This is a genomic window from Pseudoalteromonas phenolica, assembly GCF_044788725.1.
Taxonomy (GTDB): domain Bacteria; phylum Pseudomonadota; class Gammaproteobacteria; order Enterobacterales; family Alteromonadaceae; genus Pseudoalteromonas; species Pseudoalteromonas phenolica_C.
Genome location: NZ_CP173161.1, coordinates 632823 through 652980 on the forward strand (window position 1 = coordinate 632823; position 20158 = coordinate 652980).

The following is a 20158-nucleotide window of genomic DNA, read 5'->3' on the forward strand; positions in this document are numbered from 1 at the left end:
ACTGATTGTTATTTGGCGCTTAAATTAACCTAGGCAGCATTTTTACTACCTAATGTTACGTGATACACTGGGCAAAGTTTTCAGTACAACTCTTATTAGCTAACGAAAAGCTTTGTTCTACCAGAGCGAGTTAGTTTATCAGACTTTATCTACATGGTATTTAGCGAGTATGGGAAAAAAGAATAAATTTCTGTCTTGGTTAGGCTTTGGCAAAAAAGACGAAGAGCAACAAAAGGCTCAACAAGCAGAAGAGCAAGCGCGATTAGAAGCTGAGAAATTAGCGCAAGAAAAAGCCGAGCAAGAACGCATCGCAATAGAGCAAGCCGAGCGTGAAGAAACTGAGCGTTTAGCGCGTGAAGCAGAAGCGGCAGAACAAGCGCGTTTAGAAGCAGAAAAATTACAGCAAGAGCGCATTGCAAAAGAGCAAGCTGAGCGTGAAGAAGCTGAGCGTTTAGAGCGTGAAGCAGAAGCGGCAGAGCAAGCACGTTTAGAAGCGGAAAGATTAGAGCAAGAACGCATTGCTAAAGAACAAGCAGAGCGCTTAGCGCGTGAAGCAGAGGCGGCAGAGGCGGCAGAGCAAGCACGTTTAGAAGCGGAAAGACTAGAGCAAGAGCGAATTGCTAAAGAACAAGCCGAGCGTGAAGAAGCCGAGCGTGAAGAAGCTGAGCGTTTAGAGCGTGAAGCAGAAGCGGCAGAGCAAGCACGTTTAGAAGCGGAAAGATTAGAGCAAGAACGCATTGCTAAAGAACAAGCAGAGCGCTTAGCGCGTGAAGCAGAGGCGGCAGAGCAAGCACGTTTAGAAGCGGAAAGACTAGAGCAAGAGCGAATTGCTAAAGAACAAGCCGAGCGTGAAGAAGCCGAGCGTTTAGCGCGTGAAGCAGAGGCGGCAGAGCAAGCACGTTTAGAAGCGGAAAGACTAGAGCAAGAGCGAATTGCTAAAGAACAAGCCGAGCGTGAAGAAGCCGAGCGCTTAGCGTGTGAAGCAGTGGCGGCAGAGCAAGCACGTTTAGAAGCTGAGAAATTAGCGCAAGAAAAAGCCGAGCAGGAGCGCATTGCCAAAGAACAAGCTGAGCGTGAAGAAGCAGAGCGTTTGGTGCGTGAAGCAGAAGCGGCTGAGCAGGCTCGATTAGAAGCTGAGAAATTAGCGCAAGAAAAAGCTGAGCAAGAACGCATTGCTATAGAGCAAGCCGAGCGCGAAGAAACTGAGCGTTTAGCGCGTGAAGCAGAAGCGGCAGAACAAGCGCGCTTAGAAGCTGAAAGGCTAGAGCAAGAACGTATTGCTAAAGAACAAGCCGAACGTGAAGAAGCTGAGCGTTTAGCGCGTGAAGCAGAAGCGGCAGAACAAGCGCGTTTAGAAGCTGAAAGGCTAGAGCAAGAACGTATTGCTAAAGAACAAGCCGAACGTGAAGAAGCTGAGCGTTTAGCACGTGAAGCAGAAGCGGCAGAACAAGCACGATTAGAAGCTGAAAGACTAGAGCAAGAGCGAATTGCTAAAGAACAAGCCGAACGTGAAGAAGCAGAAAAACTAGCTGAAGAAAAAGCCAAAGCGGAAAAGCCTAAAAAAGAAGGTTTCTTCTCTCGCCTTAAAAAAGGTCTTTTAAAGACAAAAGCAAATATTGGCTCTGGCTTTGCTTCTATCTTCAAAGGAAAGAAAATTGATGATGACCTATTTGAAGATCTAGAAACGCAACTGCTTACCGCTGATTTAGGTGTCGATACCACCATGAAGCTGATCGACAACTTGACAGATGCTGCTGACAGAAAGCAACTTAAAGATGGTGAAGCTCTTTACGACTTAATGAAGCAAGAAATGGCAGAAATGCTAAAAGTTGCAGAGAAGCCATTAGAAATTAATGCTGATAAAAAACCATTTGTGATTTTAATGGTAGGCGTAAACGGTGTTGGTAAAACAACGACAATAGGTAAGCTTGCCAAGCAGTTCCAACAAGAAGGCAAGTCAGTGATGTTGGCAGCTGGTGATACTTTCCGTGCAGCGGCTGTAGAGCAGTTACAAGTTTGGGGTGAACGAAACGATATCCCAGTTGTAGCGCAACATACAGGTGCTGATAGTGCATCTGTGGTGTTTGATGCTTTCCAAGCCGCAAAAGCACGTAATGTCGACGTGTTAATTGCTGATACCGCGGGTCGTCTGCAAAATAAAGATAACCTGATGCAAGAGCTTGAAAAAATTGCGCGTGTTATGAAAAAGCTTGACCCAGATGCACCGCATGAGGTGATGTTAACGATTGATGCGGGTACAGGTCAAAACGCCATTAGCCAAGTCAATCTATTTAATAAGGCGGTCGGCTTAACAGGTATCACTTTAACTAAGCTAGATGGTACAGCGAAAGGTGGTGTGATCTTTGCCGTTGCAGATAAGTTCCAGATCCCTATTCGTTATATTGGTGTTGGTGAAGGTATTGATGATTTAAGAACTTTCAAAAGTGATGACTTTATCGAGGCACTGTTTAGCCAAGACGATTAACACACACAATTTAAAAGGGAGTAGGACACTCCCTTTTTGGTCTCAAAATAACAAAACATAGCGTAGGCCTAACATGATCCGATTTGAAAATGTAAGTAAAACATACCCCGGCGGTCACAGAGCGTTAGAGAAAGTCAGTTTTGAATTAGCTGATGGTGAGCTAGCGTTTTTAACAGGGCATAGTGGAGCAGGTAAAAGTACGCTGCTAAAGCTTATAAGCGTTATGGAAAGACCTTCGGCGGGTCATGTTTATATCAATGGCGTTAACTTGAACGTTGTTAAAAACCGTCAAATCCCTTATGTGCGCCGTGACATCGGAATTATTTTCCAAAATCACCGTCTGTTAGACAGATACAGTGTATTTGATAATGTTGCTCTACCATTAGTGATAGATGGCATGCACCACAAAAATATCACAAAGCGAGTTCATGCTGCGCTAGACAAGGTGGGCCTGCTAGACAAGGTAAAATGTCAACCGAGTACATTATCTGGTGGTGAACAACAACGTGTAGGTATTGCACGAGCCATCGTTAATTCTCCCCCTTTATTGCTTGCCGATGAACCGACAGGAAACCTAGACCCTGAACTTTCTATGGAAATCCTCAAGCTGTTCGAAGATTTTAATCGCCATGGCACTGCGGTATTAATCGCCACCCATGATCTAGGGTTAATCGCGCGCATGAAATACCGAAGCCTTACTTTAGATCATGGCCGCTTGATCACAGACCCACTAGCACAGGAGGTGTTATGAGTTTACTTTTTAAAAGCCGCAATACTCAGGGGGCTGGTAATAATCGTCATGGCATAAGTGCTATATATTTCGCGATGCTAAATTTTATTCGTCAAGGTGTTAATAGCCTCGGTGAAATGTGGCGAACACCCATAGCCTCTTTAATGACAATTTTAGTATTAGGCTTAAGTTTAACCCTGCCTGCGACTTTATATGTGGTAGTGAAAAACGTACAACAAGTGAGCAGCGGTTTTAGTGATGCTGCTGAGATATCATTATTCGTAAAAGAAGAGCTCAATGATGCGCAAACTCAGACATTGGTAAAACGTTTAGCACTCTATCCAGAGATTGAGAGCGTCAGCTATATTTCGAAGTCCCAAGCGCTAAAAGAATTTAAACAGGTATCAGGTTTTGGGCAGGCGTTAGACTACTTAGATGAAAACCCATTGCCGAATGTGGTATTAGTGACGCCGACCGTGCGTTATAGAAAACCTCAAGCAGCCCAGCAACTCCTAACTAAACTTGAAGCTGAAAGAGAGGTCGAATTCGGTAAGTTAGATATTGCCTGGTTAGAACGTTTAAACGCACTTTTAAGCCTATTAAAAGAAAGTGTGTTTACAGTGGGACTGTTATTACTCAGTGCAGTGATACTTATCATAGGTAATACCATTCGCTTATCTATTATGGATAAAAAGGAAGAGATCCAAGTACTAAAACTGGTTGGTGCAACAAATGCGTTCATTCATACGCCATTTATCTGGACTGGCATATGGTATGGCGTAATAGGTGGATTTGTTGCATTTATGAGTGTGGTCATGATGCTTTGGTGGTTAGAGTCTGCAGTGGCTATGGTTGCAGGCGTTTATCAAAGTAATTTTGTATTAGCCGGTTTAAATGGCAACGAGTTGTTGATTCTACTCTCGTTGGCGATTGGATTAGGTTTTAGTGGCTCTTATATTTCGGTCAGAAAATATATAAAAGACATAGAGCCAGATAAAGTTTAATTATTTGATTTTTGAGAGTGCTAAAATTAGCGCTCTCAGCAACTTTTATGAACTTAATTGTCATTTATCTGTCATATCATTGCGTTAGATTCACAACTTGAAACACTTTTAAATTTATTTCAATAATCACTTTTTCTTTACTTTTCATTGGTTTATTTTTTTAATTCCAAAATTGAATAAAACTCCTTGCAATTAAGAACAGAAAAGTATTATATAGGTGTTAGCACTCTTGAAGTGAGAGTGCTAAAATCAGCTAAAATGTTTATCACTGAGGTGAAAAATGAGTAACGATATTTACGCAATGGCTCTGACAACAGGACAACAAAGCGCAAGTTTAGATGGCTATTTACAAACTGTAGGCCAAATTCCTATGCTTGATGCAGAGCAAGAGAAAGCACTAGCGACTCGCTTACATCAAGATGGTGATTTAGAAGCTGCTAAGCAACTTATTGTTTCTCACCTTCGCTTTGTAGCGCACATCGCTAAAAGCTATGCGGGTTATGGTCTGCCGCAAGCAGATTTAATCCAGGAAGGAAACATTGGTTTAATGAAAGCAGTAAAACGCTTTAACCCTGAAGTGGGTGTTCGCTTAGTTTCATTTGCTGTTCACTGGATTAAGGCTGAGATCCATGAATATGTATTAAAAAACTGGCGTATCGTTAAAGTTGCGACGACTAAAGCGCAACGTAAATTATTCTTCAACCTACGTAAGAATAAAAAGCGTCTAGGCTGGTTTAACCAAGACGAAGTAGCAACAGTAGCTAATGAGCTAGGTGTAAGTGAAAAAGAAGTTCGTGAGATGGAATCACGAATGAGTGGTCAAGACATGGGCTTCGACTTAACATCTGATGATAATGATGATGCGCCAGCGAGCAGCTTCTCACCAGTACAGTACTTAACCGATCAAAGTGGCGATTTAGCTGATGTTGTTGAAGAAGAGCAATGGCAAGAGCAATCTCAAAACCGCTTATTTGCAGCATTAAAAACACTAGATGAACGCTCTCAAGATATAATCAGCGCACGTTGGTTAGCTGATGAAAAAGCAACTTTACAAGACTTGGCCGCTAAGTATAGTGTTTCAGCTGAACGAGTAAGACAGCTTGAAAAATCAGCAATGAAGAAGCTGCAGTCAGCAATGCACTAAAATACAAAAAGTTTCATAAAATGCCGCTAAATTTAGCGGCATTTTTTATGCCCACAATAAAATTACAATTGAGCTTACAAGTGTTCGCTAATTGATTATAATGCCGTGCTGATTTAAATAGGAGTATGGGTTTTGTTAGCTGTTTTACGTGTAATAGCTATGGCGCTATTTATTGTGTTGAGTTGTGTTTTTGGTTTATTGCTCTCAATCATTAGGCCGTTTCATAGAAACAATGTGCATATTATTGCCAGCTGGTTTGGCAAAATGTCGACAGTGGTAGGGGTTAAGTTAGAAATTAATGTCGATCCCAGTGCTCAAAAAGTCGGCCCTGCCATTTATGTAGCAAACCACCAAAACAACTATGACCTATTTACTCTACCTGCGGCGGTTCCTGAAAACACCGTGAGTATGGGTAAACACAGCTTAAAGTGGATCCCATTTTTTGGTCAGCTATATTGGCTTTCAGGTAATATTCTTATTAACCGAGGTAACCGCTCTAAAGCAATGGGCACCTTGGGTAAGTCGGTAGCAAAAATTAAAGAAAATGGTTTATCTGTTTGGATGTTTCCGGAAGGTACTCGAAGCTATGGACGAGGCTTGTTACCGTTTAAAACCGGCGCATTTCATACCGCAATGAATGCTGAGGTGCCTGTCGTACCGGTCTGTATGAATTCAACTCATGATAGTATTAAGCTAAATCGTTGGGACAATGGTACAATCTATATTGATGTATTGGCACCGATCACCCTTGATAAAGAAATCAGTGCCAGAGACCATGCTAGTGCAACACATAAGCTAATGGCAGAACGTATTGCACAACTTGATGACAAGGTAAAAGAAGATAATGGAAAACTGGCGCGAAATTAGTGAAGACATCGTAGAGTCTTTAATTGAAGACGGTTCTTCAACTGAAAAACTTTACGAAGTTGAGCACCACTTTGTAAGTGAAGATTTTAAGCAATTAGAAGAAGCGGCACTAGCTGCATTCAAACTTGGCTATGACGTAGAAGATCCAGCAGAGCTTGAGCTTGAAGATGGTAGCAAAATCTGGGGCTTCGATGTTGTTGTTGAAGCTGAACTAGATGTTGACGTTATTATGGAAGACGTTGATAAGCTAGCTGCGCTTGCAGTTGAATGCAGAGTAGAATATGACGGTTGGGGCACTTACTTCCAGGAGTAGGTTTAGAACAACACAAAATACATGAAAAGGAGCGAAAGCTCCTTTTTTTATGAGTAATTACTCTATTTAAATAGTGAGAATGTATTAAATTTAGACTAAAAGATAGACGAGTAGCGTTGAAAAATGATACAAAGCAATCTTGTTTCTATGTTGTTAAAAAATTGTACTTATGCTGGTATCGTTGCCAATCTCTGAATTACAGCCTGGGATGTTTGTTGATAGTGTATGCAAGCAACGCAGCGATGCTAAGATAAAAATCAAATCTCGTGGCATGGTCCGAGACAAAGCGATTATTGCTCAGCTTTTATCTAAAGGCGTTTTAGAGCTAAAAATTGATTTTTCTCAAAGTGAGATAGAAGTTCCGGAAAAATACCGCCCTCAACCTAAGCCAGAAGAAAAAGCCGAACCAAAAATAAAACTTTCTTCTAGTAAACCAGTTAAACCGACAGTTAAAGAAAAATCCCTCGAGCAAGAGTTTGCGAAGGCAAGCCAACAATTTGACCAACACTCACAGCAGCTAAAAAATTTATATGGTGAACTGACAATCGGTGCCAAGTTAGACGTATCATTACTTAATCAAGTGAGTAATGACATTGTTGATTCAGTTTTACGAAATAGTAATGCGATGGCAATATTAAGCCGCCTGAAAGATAAAGATGGTTACAATTGGCGTCATATGATCAATTGCACCATCTTGATGAGTGTATTTGCCAAGTATCTGGGAATTAAGAGCGAGCAGATCCAACAACTAGCGCTTGGTGCAATGTTACATGATGTTGGCCATACCAAGTTGCCTCAAGGCCTAATTAATAAAACTGAAAACCTGAATGAATTTGAGTTTAAGGCGTTAAAGAAACATGTCGTGCAGTCTTTAGGGTTAGTAAAAGGCGAAGCAGGGATAAGCAACTTGATTATGGATATGATCTTGAACCATCATGAGAGAATAGATGGCTCTGGTTACCCTAGAGGTTTATCTGGTACAAAAATCAGTAAGCCAGCAAGAATGATGGCCATTGTGGATGTCTATGATGCGATGACCTCAGAGCGGCCTCATCAAAGCGGTGAAGAGCCTATACACGCTTTACGTTATTTACTGGCGAATAAACATCAATTTGATGCACAGTTAGTGCAGAAGTTTATAAAGTGCTTAGGAGTCCATCCTGTCGGTACTATAGTACGATTAACCAATGATAGACTGGCACTCGTGTTGGAAGGCAATAAACAATCGCCTATGAAACCTAAAGTTAAAGTCTTTTATAACACTAAGCATAAGCATCACATAACAGGAAAAGATCTTGATTTACATGCGCTAGAAGATGAAATTAAAGTCGTTGCCAGTGTTAGACCGAGTGATTATGAACTTAATTTATCCCGCCTGTTAAGGTCTCATCTTTTAGTTTAGCTGTCTCAGAGCGTGTTAGCCCTTGCCATTTTGCAGATAATACCGCGCCGAGTTGACAGCTTGTCATCATAATAAGCCATAGAATAGTGCCCTGTTCAGTGTGAAGTGCAAAGCAACTGAAGGCTAGGGAAATAAGCGCAGCTATAATAGTGCCTAACCAGAAAAGGTTGATTGGGTTATCGCATTGTCCTGCCTTATTACAGGCACAGTAGTTGGCTTTACAAAAGCAATAAACACTTAGCCCTGCAAACATCAAAGAGACGAGAATAAGCATGACGAGCATGATAAAGGCTCCGTTTTATGTTCCTTTAAAAAGATAGGGCTTAGTTTAAGAAGGAGCCTAAAGATTGTCAATCTAAATGAGAATTAATATCAATTGTTTTTTTGTGATTTAAAATTGATATCCGAAGTGAATACCTCCGGTAAATTGTATTTCCTTTGTATCGCTATTGTCTTGTCCGCACCAGACGCACACATCTTCTTTAAAACCCGCACTGGCTCCCCAGTAAAAGCCACTCGAGTTTACACCAGAAAAATAATAGCTGGCTTTACCTACTAAGTAGCCATCGTCTGCATAGAATAAATCTTGGCCAAACATACCACCTATTTTGACGTGATCGTCGAGTGTATATTCATAACCTAGTGAATAACCAAATAAGCCGAGTGCTGCGGTTACGGCTTGCTTTTCATCAAATTGATGCGTGTATTTGGCACCGATGAGTCCACCAAATTCGTAATATAGACCGCCGACGGCCCAATTACTATTCTCTGAAGCTGAAATTGAAAAAGATGAAATACTGCTAATTAAAAGAGCCGAAGCCAAAAATATAGGTCTAAGCATGATAAATCCGTTTTTATTTTTATTGCTGATGAGTGTATCAGTGCGTCCTTTTTTTGGAAACAAAAACGCGAGCTAAAGCTCGCGTTTTTTATTGCTTAAATCGTGACGAGTAAGTGATTACAAGCTTTCGATTTTCGCTTTTTGCGCTAATAGCTTGTCTTTCGCATCGGTAAACTCAGCCAGCTTAGCATGCTCTTTAGCAAGTACAGCCTCAGGTGCATTATTTACGAACTTCTCGTTAGCTAACTTGTTTTGAACCTGTGCTAAGCCTTTTTCTGCTTTTTCAAGCTGCTTCGCGATACGAGCTAATTCAGCTTCAACATCGATTAGACCAGCCATTGGGATCATGATCTCAAGGTTACCTACATAAGATGTTGCACACGCTGGTGCATCGTCTTTGTTATCAAGAAGCGTGAACGCTTCAAGCTTAGCAAGAGATGCTAAGAATGCTTCGTTATCCGTTAAGCGGCGCTTGTCTTCGTCAGACGCATTAGCAAGCAATACCGATAATGGTTTGCTTGGGCTGATATCCATTTCACCACGGATGTTACGAATAGCAAGAATGAATTGCTTAACCCACTCAAGGTCGTCCATCGCTTGGTTATCAACATTTGCTTCATTATATACAGGGAAACCTTGAACCATGATGCTAGTGCCCGCAGTTTCGATACCGGCAAGTGGTGCAACACGTTGCCAAATCGTTTCTGTGATGTATGGCATTAACGGGTGCATTAAGCGAAGTAGGCTCTCTAATACCGTGATTAGGGTATGACGAGTACCACGTTGCTGTGCTTCGTTACCTTTAAACAACACTGGTTTAGTAAGTTCTAGGTACCAGTCACAGAATTGGTTCCAAGTGAACTCATAAATGGTGTTTGCAGCTAGGTCAAAACGGTAGTTTTCTAGATGCTCAGTATAGGTTTTAACAGTTGCTTCAAATTGGCCTAAAATCCAACGATCAGCGAGTGAGTACTGTTTTTCAGCATCTGTAGCGAAGCCACAGTCTTGCTCTTCTGTATTCATTAATACGTAACGGCTTGCGTTCCATAGTTTGTTACAGAAGTTACGGTAACCTTCAAGGCGGTTCATATCCCAGTTGATATCACGTCCTGTTGAAGCCATTGCAGCAAGTGTAAAACGCAGTGCGTCTGTACCGTGTGCTTCAATACCGTTTTCGAATGTTTTACGGGTGTTCTTCTCAATCTTTTTAGCTAGTTGTGGCTGCATCATGTTACCAGTGCGCTTTTCAACTAGGCTTTCAAGGTCGATACCGTCAATCATGTCGATAGGATCAAGTACGTTACCTTTCGATTTAGACATCTTATCGCCGTTTTCATCGCGGATAAGGCCAGTTACGTAAACGGTTTTAAATGGTACTTGCGGCTTGCCGTCTTCATCTTTGATAAAGTGCATGGTCATCATGATCATACGCGCAACCCAGAAGAAGATGATGTCGAAACCTGTTACCAATACGTCAGATGGGTGGAAAGTTTTTAAATCGTCTGTGTTTGCCGGCCAGCCTTGCGTTGAGAAAGTCCAAAGCGCAGATGAGAACCAGGTATCTAAAACGTCTTCATCTTGCTTAAGTGCAACATCATCAGCAAGGTTGTTATCGCGGCGTACTTCAGCTTCGTCACGGCCAACATATACGTTGCCTTCGTTGTCGTACCAAGCTGGGATGCGGTGACCCCACCAAAGCTGACGTGAAATACACCAGTCTTGTACGTCGTTCATCCACGAGAAGTACATGTTCTCGTATTGTTGAGGTACGAACTTAATGTCGCCATTTTTAACGGCTTCTTTCGCAGGCTCAGCTAGAGGTGCTACACGCACGTACCACTGATCAGTAAGAAGCGGTTCAATCACTACGCCAGAACGGTCACCGTAAGGTACAGTTAGGCTGTGATCTTCAATTTTTTCTAATAGGCCAAGTTCTTCAAATTCGCTCACAATTGCTTTACGTGCATCAAAGCGGTCAAGGCCGTGTAGGCGCTCAGGAATTGGCGCATCTAATTCAAGCTCTTTACCGTCGAATGTATAGCTTTCGCCTTCGCTTAATACCGCAGCATCTTTGTTGAAGATGTTGATCATAGGTAGTTGGTGACGTTTACCTACTTCGTTATCGTTAAAGTCGTGGGCAGGTGTGATTTTCACACAACCTGTGCCTTTTTCCATGTCTGCATGTTCATCGGCAACAATTGGGATACGACGGTTTACGATAGGCAGTAAAATTTCTTTACCGATCAAGTCTTGGTAGCGCTCATCATCAGGGTTTACTGCCACACCTGTATCACCTAGCATGGTTTCAGGACGTGTTGTCGCAACAATGATGTAGTCTTTACCGTCTTTGGTTTTTACGCCGTCAGCAAGTGGGTAACGTAGGTTCCACATGTGACCTTGTTTGTCTTTGTTTTCAACTTCAAGATCAGAAATCGCAGTGTGTAGCTTAGGATCCCAGTTAACTAGGCGCTTACCACGGTAGATTAAGTCTTCTTTGTGCAGGCGTACAAATACTTCTTTAACCGCTTCAGAAAGGCCTTCGTCCATAGTGAAACGCTCACGGTCCCAATCTACAGAAGCGCCTAAACGACGTAATTGTTTAGTGATAGTGCCGCCAGAGTGGTTTTTCCACTCCCAAATTTTATCGATAAATGCATCGCGGCCTAGGTCGTGACGTGTTTTACCTTCTTCAGCAGCTAACTTACGCTCAACAAGCATTTGTGTTGCGATACCCGCGTGGTCTGTACCTACTTGCCAAAGCGTGTTGTTACCTTGCATGCGTTTATAACGAGTCAGCGTGTCCATGATTGTGTCTTGGAAAGCGTGGCCCATATGTAGGCTACCTGTGACGTTCGGTGGCGGGATCATAATTGAGTATGCTTCGCCTTTACCTGATGGCTTAAAGTAACCATTGTCTTCCCAGTCTTTGTATAAAGACTGTTCTATATCTTGTGGATTATAGGTTTTATCCATTTCACAGAACCTTAATTAGTGCTTAATTTTCAATTTCTTGAGTTGAAATATTGGCGCCGAGCTGACGTAAGTGCACAAAGCGCTGACGCGCGGCTTGCTTGGCGTTTTGCTCCGTCGGTACAAAATCATATACCTGACTGAAGCGTCTTATAAAGTCGGGTAGGGTGGTGGCTAAATTAATTAGCACATTGCGTCTACCAACGGGAGGTGTTTGGCCAATCTCAACAGGGGCACCGCCTTTGGGGCCTTCGCCTTGCAGGTTGTGGGGCACAAAACTGTCGGGTTCGAAACACCATAATTGCTCATCAATCAGATGGGCGTCATCAATCGAATCGACGTAGATAAACACACGATGGCCAGCTCTAAACTGCTTAGCAGCAGCGCGAGCGGCAAGATCAAAATGAGCCGGGATAGATACTTCCGGCTCATTATTTTGTTTTAACACATAAAATCGTGCGTTGATGGTCATAAATTCGCTTCAAATTACATATTTTAACGGTTTTACAGGGTTAAAATAAGCGTTCAAAATAAACCCGCATTTTGACACAGAACGAACTGACCATCAATCACTCACAGCGGTTAATCTGCTTGGGTTTCAGTTGGTCCAACACGATTTAATAGGTATTGTGTCAACATAGGTACAGGTCGACCTGTCGCACCTTTGTTTTTACCACTCTTCCAAGCTGTACCTGCGATGTCTAAGTGTGCCCAATTATATTTTTTGGTGAACTTAGATAAGAAGCATGCTGCAGTGATAGTCCCAGCTGCACGACCACCTAGGTTTGTGAAATCAGCGAATGGGCTTTCAAGTTGCTCGTGGTAGTCATCCCACAGTGGTAGTTGCCACGCACGGTCGCCACTTTGCTCAGATGCTTTTAATAAGTCATGAGCAAGTGGGTTGTGATTTGACAGTAAACCCGTTGCGTGTGCACCCAGTGCAACGATACAGGCACCTGTCAGGGTTGCTACATCCACCACGATTTCAGGCTCGAATGCTTCAACATAAGTCAGTGCGTCACATAATACTAGGCGACCTTCCGCATCTGTGTTTAAAACTTCAACTGTTTGGCCTGACATAGTAGTGAGGATATCGCCCGGGCGGTAGGCGTTTGAGCTTGGCATGTTTTCACAGCCTGCTAGAACACCAATAACATTAATCGGCAACTGAAGTTCTGCAACTGTGCGCATTAAACCTAGTACGCCAGCAGCACCACCCATGTCGTACTTCATTTCGTCCATGGCTTCGCCAGGTTTGATTGAAATACCACCTGAATCGAACGTCAGACCTTTACCGACAAATACAACTGGCGCTTGCTCTTCAGGTGCGCCATTGTAGTGGATCACTGACATAACTGATTCATTATCACTGCCACGACCAACTGCTAGGTATGAGTGCATACCTAATTCTTCCATTTCTTTTTCACCAACTAGGTTTACAGAAATGTTGTCAAATGACTCTAACTCTTTCGCTTGCTCACCTAAGTAACGAGGGTTACAGATGTTTGGTGGCATATTGGCGACGTCTTTACACAGTTTTGCACCTGCAGCAACGGCAAGACCATGTTCAATGGCGTTTTCGCCAATGGTTAACTCGCGACGCGTTGGTACGTTGAATACGATTTTACGTAGCGGACGACGTGGATCTGTCTTTTTGCTTTTTAACTGATTAAATGTATACAAGCAGTCTTGTGTTGTTTCTACTGCTTGACGAACTTTCCAGTAAGTATCACGGCCTTTAACATGTTGCTCAGTCAAGAAGCACACTGCTTCCATCGAGCCTGTTTCATTTAATGTGTTGATCGTTTTAGAGATGATTTGTTTATATTGTTTGTCATCTAGTTCACGTTCTTTACCGCAACCAACAAGTAGTACGCGCTCACTTAAAATGTTTGGAACGTGATGAAGTAGTAATACTTGACCAGGCTTGCCTTCTAAATCACCACGACGTAGTAAATTTGAAATGTAACCTTCACTGATCTTATCCAGCTGCTCACCGATTGGAGACAAACGACGCGGTTCATAAACGCCAACTACAATACAGGCACTGCGCTGTTTTTCGGGGCTACCACTTTTTACGCTGAATTCCATTGTGACTCCTGAGTCTAAATTATGTCTTTTTGAACTTTATCTGTCTTCGCTAATCCATATCATAAATGCATGATTATCTAATATGCTTAGTATGATATTTGGTTTTGATGACATATAATAAACTGACTAAAATAATCAGTTTACTCAATTTTTCCTACTATTCCAGTGAAACACGATGTTTTATAGGGGCATATTTTGCTAATTTTTCGCTACCTAACAGCTGAAGTCTTGAAGTCGCAAATTGCTGTCTTTCTCACTTTAATGACTATTTTTGTCTCACAAAAATTTGTCAGGATATTAAGTGATGCAAGTGATGGTGGCACTCCCAGCGATTTAATTCTTTCATATTTGGCACTCAAATTACCTCAATTGGCGGTTTACATTCTTCCGTTAAGTTTATTCTTAGGAATAATCTTGGCATACAGCCGTATATACGCAGATAGTGAAATGACCGTACTCAAAGCCTGTGGTGTGAGCGAATGGTATGTAGTGCGTGTGACATTGATATCAAGTGTGGTATTTGCTTTATTAGCGGGTGCATTGAGTATGTATGTGGCACCTTGGGCTAATGAAAAAGAGTATCAGTTAAAAGAACAAGCTGAAGCTGATGCGGGACTCTCGAGTTTAAGGGCTGGGCGTTTTCAACAAACTGGCAACGAAAAAGCCGTGGTCTTTATTCACGACATCAATCAGCAGGGCAAAGAGTTGAATAAAGTGTTTGTAGCTCAATTGCCTGATAAAGAGTCTAATCAAGCTGCGCGTTTGGTGTATGCACAAACAGGGCGTGTTATTGAACAAGAAAGTGGGGCGCAACAGTTGCAGCTTGATAGCGGTTATCGATTTGAAACCGATGGGCAAAGCCAAGCGCTAAGCAAAACCGAATTTGGTAGCTATCAAGTTCAGATCCAAGAGCAAGAAATAGAACATCAGCGACGCAAGCTTGAAGCCGTGCCAACTGCTCAACTATTAACTATGAATACTCCTGAGGCGGTTGCACAATTTCAACTGCGCTTGTCTACTCCTATATCTATTATTTTGCTGACCTTAATGGCTGTGCCTTTGAGCGTTGTGAACCCTCGTCAAGGTAAGTTTGCTAAATTAGTGCCAGCGATCGGTTTGTATCTTGGCTACTTTATTATGCTTAATGCAGGCAAGTTTTTAGTTGCTGAAGGAAAGGTTCCGACATCGGTGGGACTTTGGTGGATCCACATTAGTGCACTGTTTATCGGTGCATACTTAATTGCAAAAGGCCGCCCGTTTGGTGTGTGGTTGCGTTCTTTATTTGCTAAGCGAGCACAAACAGCATGATGAAAACGTTGGATTGGTATTTAGGCCGCAGTATTTTACAGACAACTAGTTTTGCCTTGCTGGTTTTTGTGGGGATAAATACGCTGATTAAGTTTATTGAGCAACTTAAGTCTGTTGGTCGAGGTTCTTATGATTTACTAACAGCCTTACTTTATACCTTATATAGTATGCCTGCTGACGTAGTGGTGTTCTTTCCTATGGCTGCTTTAATTGGTGGGTTGATGGGACTGGGAACGCTCGCGTCAAGTAGTGAGTTGGTGGTTATGCAAGCTGCTGGTTGGTCACGTTTACAGATTATTGGCTCAGTGATGAAAACTGCTATTTTCTTAGCCTTGTTTATGATGGGGTTGGGGGAGTGGGGGGTACCTCAATCTGAAAAAATGGCGCAGCAAATACGTAACAATGCCATTTATGGTGGAGAAGTTTTCAATGCTCAAAAAGGTGTTTGGGCTAAAGATGGTAATAATTTTATCAATATAGGAAATGTTGAACAAAACGGCGATTTAAAAGATGTCAGTATTTACCATTTTGATGACTCCCTAGCATTGATAAAGGTTACCCGTGTAGAGCAGGCTAAAAGTGTGCCTCAGGGGTGGCAATTTCAAGGCATAGAAGAAATGAATGTCGCTGAGGAGTCAATAACTACACAATACAGCGAGTCAATGATTTACCCTTCACAATTGACTGCTGAAAAACTGAATGTTGTCTCTGTTGACCCTGAGTCTTTATCTTTTAAGGGGTTGGTGTCATATCTGTCTTACCTTGAGCAAAATGATCAAGATACCAGTACATACGATTTAGCGCTTTGGAGAAAGGTGATGCAGCCAGTCACGATTGCTGTGATGCTTTTGGTTGCTTTGTCATTTATCTTTGGACCTTTGCGTTCTGTGAGTATGGGAGCGAGGATCATTATGGGGGTGGTCACAGGATTGGCATTTCACTTAAGCAATGAAATTTTTGGCCCTATTGTTATGGTTTACAGCGTGCCCGCATTTATAGGTGCTGCGATGCCGGCCGTATTGTTTGTATTGGTGGCAACTGTTTTATTGAAACGTCAACAGTAAAGGGTTGAATTTAAAAGCGAAAAAAGCCAGCATTTGCTGGCTTTTTACTTTAAAAGACTTTTGTTTAGTGGTCTCTAGAAACAGATAAGTTAGCTAAAGCTATGAGCGCTTGTTTGTAATCAGACTCAGGTAAAATACTTAAATAGTTGATTGCTTTTTGTGCCTCATCACGCGCTTTATCCATCGCAAAATCAAGCGCTTTGGTGTCAGATAAGGTTGCTAAAATGTCATCTAAAAACTGCATGCCATTACCTGTTTCGATGGCTTCTCTAATTTGCGTTACTTGTTGCTCAGAGCCTTTTTGCATCGCATAAATAAGCGGTAATGTAGGTTTGCCTTCGGCTAAGTCGTCACCTAAATTTTTACCCATTTGATCAGCGTTTGCGCTGTAATCTAAAACATCATCGACAAGTTGGAAGGCTGTGCCTAAGTGCATACCATACAACTTTAAGGCGTCCTGTACTTCAATACTTTGCTCAAGTACAACTGCCGGCAACTGAGTAGCTGCTTCAAACAGTTTTGCAGTCTTACTGTAGATAACCTGCATATAACTTTGCTCAGTTGTGTCAGGGTCATTACAGTTCATCAGTTGCAACACTTCGCCTTCAGCAATAACGTTTGTCGCATCTGCAAGTATTTGCATTACTTGCATATTCTGTAAGCCAACCATAAGTTGAAATGAGCGAGTGTAAATAAAGTCACCAACCAATACGCTGGCGGCATTACCAAATTCTGCATTTGCAGTTGGCTCGCCTCTTCTCAGCGCTGATTCGTCAACCACATCATCATGTAATAATGTCGCGGTGTGAATAAATTCAACAATCGTAGCTAAAGTAATATGCTTGTTGTCGTCACAACCAAGCGCACGGGCTGCAAGTAGGGTTAGCATCGGTCGAATGCGCTTTCCGCCACTATTCACAATGTATAAGCCTAGCTGGTTTACTAAAGCCACATCTGATTGCATTTGCGCATGAATGAGTTGATTGACGTCTTGCATGTCATCTGCAATTAACGTCTGGATAGCTTTGATATCCATCTTGCTCCAAGCCAAGGTCGGTAAAATAAAACGCGCGAATTGTACTACAAAAAATGCTTAAGCTCGATAATTAGTCGTGAATGAGATCAAAAAAACCATAAAATTAGCGAGTTGCTAGTTTTTTGAACAGCTTTTTTAGTGCGTAAATTGTACTTTTTATGAGTAGGGTTTTTCCTTAAAAAATCTCAGTAAAACTCAGAAAAATCGCTTTGGTTTAGCGTGTTTTTTCGATAGACTGTCACAAAATAGTAATTCGCCCTCATCGTAGCTAGTTTTTATGCAATTTCTATAAAAATGGGGTTGCGTGATGTTTAACATTAGCGTAAACTTCGCGCCCTATTGAAGAATATTAAGTTGCGTCGATTTGAGGGCGCACAACGGAGTTAAATATGTACGCGGTTTTCCAAAGTGGTGGTAAACAGCACCGTGTGACTGAAGGTCAAACAATTCGTCTAGAAAAATTAGACGTTGAGACTGGTGCAGCAGTTGAGTTCGATTCAGTACTTTTAGTTGCTGATGGTGAGAAAATCGAGATCGGTGCACCGTTCGTAAACGGTGGTAAAGTGACAGCTGAAGTTGTTTCACACGGTCGCGGTGAGAAAGTTAAGATTGTTAAATTTAGACGTCGTAAGCATTCTCGTAAGCAGATGGGCCACCGTCAGTGGTTCACTGAAGTTAAAATCACTGGCATTAGCGCTTAATTTTTAGAGGTACAGAAAGATGGCACATAAGAAGGCAGCTGGTAGTACTCGTAACGGTCGCGATTCAGAAAGTAAACGCCTAGGTGTTAAACGTTTCGGCGGCGAATCAGTTTTAGCGGGTAGCATCATTGTTCGTCAACGTGGTACTAAGTTCCACGCTGGTTCTAACGCAGGTATCGGTAAAGACCACACTATCTTTGCAAAAGCAGATGGTAAAGTAGTTTTCGAAACTAAAGGTCCTTTAAACCGTAAATACGTTAGCATCGTTGCTGAGTAATCGGTAAAGATTTAGAAAAACCCCGCTACGGCGGGGTTTTTTTTTGTATGTAAATTATTTTGGTCTTTATCTGCAACATAACTCGGTAAGCAAGAAACAAGTGCTTGGGTTATAATTTGCTATCAGACCTCCCAAAACAGAGAGAAACCATGAAGTTTGTCGATGAAGTTGTAATTAGAGCTGAAGCTGGCGACGGCGGCAGTGGCATTGTGTCATTTCGCCGTGAAAAGTATGTTCCTGATGGTGGCCCTGATGGCGGTGATGGTGGTGATGGCGGTAGCGTTTATCTCGTTGCTGATGAAAACTGGAATACATTAATTGATTATCAATTTGAGCGATTCCATCGAGCTGAGCGTGGCACAAACGGGCAGTCTAGAAATTGTACTGGCAAGAAAGGTGAAGACCTTTTCTTAAAAGTTCCTGTAGGTACACGTGTAACAGATGAAGACACTGAAGAGTGTTTAGGTGACTTGACGCAGCATGGTCAAAAGTTACTGGTTGCTAAAGGTGGTTTCCATGGTTTAGGCAATACACGTTTTAAATCGAGTGTAAACCGAGCGCCAAGACAAAAAACATTAGGCACGCCTGGGGAAGTCCGAAATCTGAAGTTAGAGCTAATGCTTCTTGCAGATGTAGGCTTACTTGGTCTGCCAAATGCTGGTAAATCAACGTTTATTAGAAGCGTATCTGCTGCTAAGCCAAAAGTCGCGGATTACCCGTTCACAACACTAGTTCCTAATCTTGGTGTTGTTCGCCCTGAAGCAAGTAAATCATTTGTGATTGCGGATATCCCTGGTCTGATTGAAGGCGCTTCAGATGGCGCTGGCCTTGGCATTCGTTTCTTAAAGCACCTAGAGCGTTGTCGTGTATTATTGCATATTGTTGATGTGATGCCTGTAGATGGAACAGATCCGGTTGATAATGCGTTTTCTATTATTAATGAATTGCACCAGTACAGTCCAAAGTTAGCTGATAAGCCTCGTTGGTTAGTGCTTAATAAGATTGACTTACTTCCAGAAGACGAAGTAGAAGAAATTTGCGAACGCATCGCTGAAGAGTTGGGCGCAGACGTTGTATATCGCATCTCAGCTGCAAACAAAAAGAATACTCAACCGTTATGCTATGACATCATGACGCTGCTTGAAAGTATGCCTAAAGATAAGTTTGAAGAAGAGCAAACTGATGAAGAGGTGGAGTTCAAGTGGGATACCTACCATCGTGAGGCGAAGAAAAATGCTCAGGATGATGATTGGGATGACGACTGGGACGAAGATGATTATGATGTGGAAGTTATCTACGAGAGATAACTTAAATTAAAAGGGCTTTTATAGCCCTTTTTTAATACTAAATACTGAGGGAGTGTGCATGATTATTTCAATGATTGCAGCAATGGCAAGCGATCGAGTTATTGGTGATGATAATCAGATGCCATGGCATTTACCTGCCGATCTGCAACATTTTAAACGCGTTACTATGAATAAGCCTGTAGTTATGGGCCGTAAAACATTTGAATCAATAGGTCGCCCATTACCCGGTCGCCGTAATATTGTGATAACTAGAAATACCTCCTATCAAGCTGAAGGTATTGAGGTTGTATCAAGTCCAGAAGAAGCGCTAAATATACTAAAAGGTACAGAAGAGGTGATGATTATTGGTGGCGGTAATATCTATAATCAATTTTTACCTTTAGCTGAACGTTTATATCTGACCTTTATCGATTTAGCTGTTCCGGGAGATACTCAATTCCCTGATTATGAAAAAGATTATCAATGGGCAGAAATTGAGTCCGAAACTAATCAGCCGGATGAAAGAAATAAGTATGGCTATAAGTTTGTAACATTACATAAAAAGTTATGAGTTTGTTGCGGTCAATTATATTGATTGCTACAATTATATGCGTATTCTGTTACGAACAAAGTATTAAA

The 20158-nt window shown here is 42.0% G+C and carries 18 protein-coding genes; 13 read left to right on the forward strand and 5 right to left on the reverse strand.

Annotation, left to right across the window (positions count from 1 at the left end):
• Nucleotides 1-169: 169 nt before the first annotated feature.
• The 7 genes from ftsY (at nucleotide 170) to ACH784_RS02925 (ending at nucleotide 7945) form a co-directional block, all read left to right on the forward strand.
• Complete coding sequence (ftsY, locus tag ACH784_RS02895) at nucleotides 170-2485, forward strand: signal recognition particle-docking protein FtsY (protein ID WP_404393400.1); 2316 nt, start codon at nucleotides 170-172, stop codon at nucleotides 2483-2485.
• Nucleotides 2486-2558: 73 nt separating this feature from the next.
• Nucleotides 2559-3236: a cell division ATP-binding protein FtsE gene (gene ftsE / locus ACH784_RS02900; protein WP_404393402.1), complete on the forward strand. Its 678-nt coding sequence runs from the start codon at nucleotides 2559-2561 to the stop codon at nucleotides 3234-3236.
• Complete coding sequence (gene ftsX, locus ACH784_RS02905; protein ID WP_404393404.1) at nucleotides 3233-4219, forward strand: permease-like cell division protein FtsX; 987 nt, start codon at nucleotides 3233-3235, stop codon at nucleotides 4217-4219. The genes ftsE and ftsX overlap by 4 nt, the downstream gene beginning before the upstream one ends.
• Before the next feature lie 280 nt (nucleotides 4220-4499).
• Nucleotides 4500-5363, forward strand: coding sequence for an RNA polymerase sigma factor RpoH (gene rpoH, locus ACH784_RS02910; protein WP_404393406.1), 864 nt, complete (start codon nucleotides 4500-4502; stop codon nucleotides 5361-5363).
• A gap of 132 nt (nucleotides 5364-5495) precedes the next feature.
• Nucleotides 5496-6230: a 1-acylglycerol-3-phosphate O-acyltransferase gene (locus tag ACH784_RS02915; protein WP_404393408.1), complete on the forward strand. Its 735-nt coding sequence runs from the start codon at nucleotides 5496-5498 to the stop codon at nucleotides 6228-6230.
• Nucleotides 6208-6543, forward strand: a complete 336-nt coding sequence (gene rraB, locus ACH784_RS02920; protein WP_404393410.1) for a ribonuclease E inhibitor RraB — start codon at nucleotides 6208-6210, stop codon at nucleotides 6541-6543. Before ACH784_RS02915 ends, rraB begins: the two co-directional genes overlap by 23 nt.
• A gap of 169 nt (nucleotides 6544-6712) precedes the next feature.
• Nucleotides 6713-7945 (forward strand): HD-GYP domain-containing protein, encoded by a 1233-nt coding sequence (locus tag ACH784_RS02925; protein WP_404393412.1) that lies wholly within the window; start codon nucleotides 6713-6715, stop codon nucleotides 7943-7945.
• A 391-nt stretch (nucleotides 7946-8336) separates the two neighbouring features.
• Here the strand turns inward: ACH784_RS02925 and ACH784_RS02930 are convergent, their stop codons facing one another.
• The 4 genes from ACH784_RS02930 to pepA form a co-directional block, all read right to left on the reverse strand.
• On the reverse strand, nucleotides 8337-8786 hold the full coding sequence (locus ACH784_RS02930; protein WP_404393414.1) for a hypothetical protein: 450 nt from the start codon (nucleotides 8784-8786) through the stop codon (nucleotides 8337-8339).
• Nucleotides 8787-8903: 117 nt separating this feature from the next.
• Nucleotides 8904-11759, reverse strand: coding sequence for a valine--tRNA ligase (locus ACH784_RS02935; protein ID WP_404393416.1), 2856 nt, complete (start codon nucleotides 11757-11759; stop codon nucleotides 8904-8906).
• Nucleotides 11760-11781: 22 nt separating this feature from the next.
• On the reverse strand, nucleotides 11782-12228 hold the full coding sequence (locus tag ACH784_RS02940) for a DNA polymerase III subunit chi (RefSeq protein WP_130257318.1): 447 nt from the start codon (nucleotides 12226-12228) through the stop codon (nucleotides 11782-11784).
• Nucleotides 12229-12338: 110 nt separating this feature from the next.
• Nucleotides 12339-13847 carry a leucyl aminopeptidase gene (gene pepA / locus ACH784_RS02945; protein WP_404393418.1) on the reverse strand — a complete coding sequence of 503 codons (1509 nt, stop codon included), beginning with the start codon at nucleotides 13845-13847 and terminating at the stop codon, nucleotides 12339-12341.
• A gap of 195 nt (nucleotides 13848-14042) precedes the next feature.
• Here pepA and lptF point away from each other — a divergent pair, with 195 nt between their 5' ends.
• Together lptF and lptG are read left to right on the forward strand one after the other, a co-directional pair.
• Nucleotides 14043-15155 (forward strand): LPS export ABC transporter permease LptF, encoded by a 1113-nt coding sequence (lptF, locus tag ACH784_RS02950; protein ID WP_404393420.1) that lies wholly within the window; start codon nucleotides 14043-14045, stop codon nucleotides 15153-15155.
• Entirely contained in the window at nucleotides 15152-16219 is a 1068-nt protein-coding gene (gene lptG / locus ACH784_RS02955; RefSeq protein ID WP_404393422.1) for an LPS export ABC transporter permease LptG, read from the forward strand. Before lptF ends, lptG begins: the two co-directional genes overlap by 4 nt.
• Before the next feature lie 64 nt (nucleotides 16220-16283).
• On the opposite strand, the gene ispB is transcribed toward lptG, so the two are convergent.
• On the reverse strand, nucleotides 16284-17255 hold the full coding sequence (ispB, locus tag ACH784_RS02960) for an octaprenyl diphosphate synthase (RefSeq protein ID WP_404393424.1): 972 nt from the start codon (nucleotides 17253-17255) through the stop codon (nucleotides 16284-16286).
• Nucleotides 17256-17644: 389 nt separating this feature from the next.
• Between ispB and rplU the strand changes: the two genes are divergently transcribed.
• The 4 genes from rplU to folA all read left to right on the forward strand — a co-directional run bounded on the left by rplU (nucleotide 17645) and on the right by folA (nucleotide 20090).
• The gene (rplU, locus tag ACH784_RS02965) at nucleotides 17645-17956 is read left to right on the forward strand and encodes a 50S ribosomal protein L21 (protein ID WP_058030935.1); all 312 of its coding nucleotides are present in this window, start codon (nucleotides 17645-17647) and stop codon (nucleotides 17954-17956) included.
• A gap of 19 nt (nucleotides 17957-17975) precedes the next feature.
• The gene (gene rpmA / locus ACH784_RS02970) at nucleotides 17976-18233 is read left to right on the forward strand and encodes a 50S ribosomal protein L27 (RefSeq protein WP_058030934.1); all 258 of its coding nucleotides are present in this window, start codon (nucleotides 17976-17978) and stop codon (nucleotides 18231-18233) included.
• 149 nt (nucleotides 18234-18382) lie between these two features.
• Nucleotides 18383-19540, forward strand: coding sequence for an Obg family GTPase CgtA (gene cgtA / locus ACH784_RS02975; RefSeq protein ID WP_404393427.1), 1158 nt, complete (start codon nucleotides 18383-18385; stop codon nucleotides 19538-19540).
• A gap of 58 nt (nucleotides 19541-19598) precedes the next feature.
• Complete coding sequence (gene folA, locus ACH784_RS02980) at nucleotides 19599-20090, forward strand: type 3 dihydrofolate reductase (RefSeq protein ID WP_404393429.1); 492 nt, start codon at nucleotides 19599-19601, stop codon at nucleotides 20088-20090.
• The last annotated feature ends 68 nt before the right edge of the window (nucleotides 20091-20158 follow it).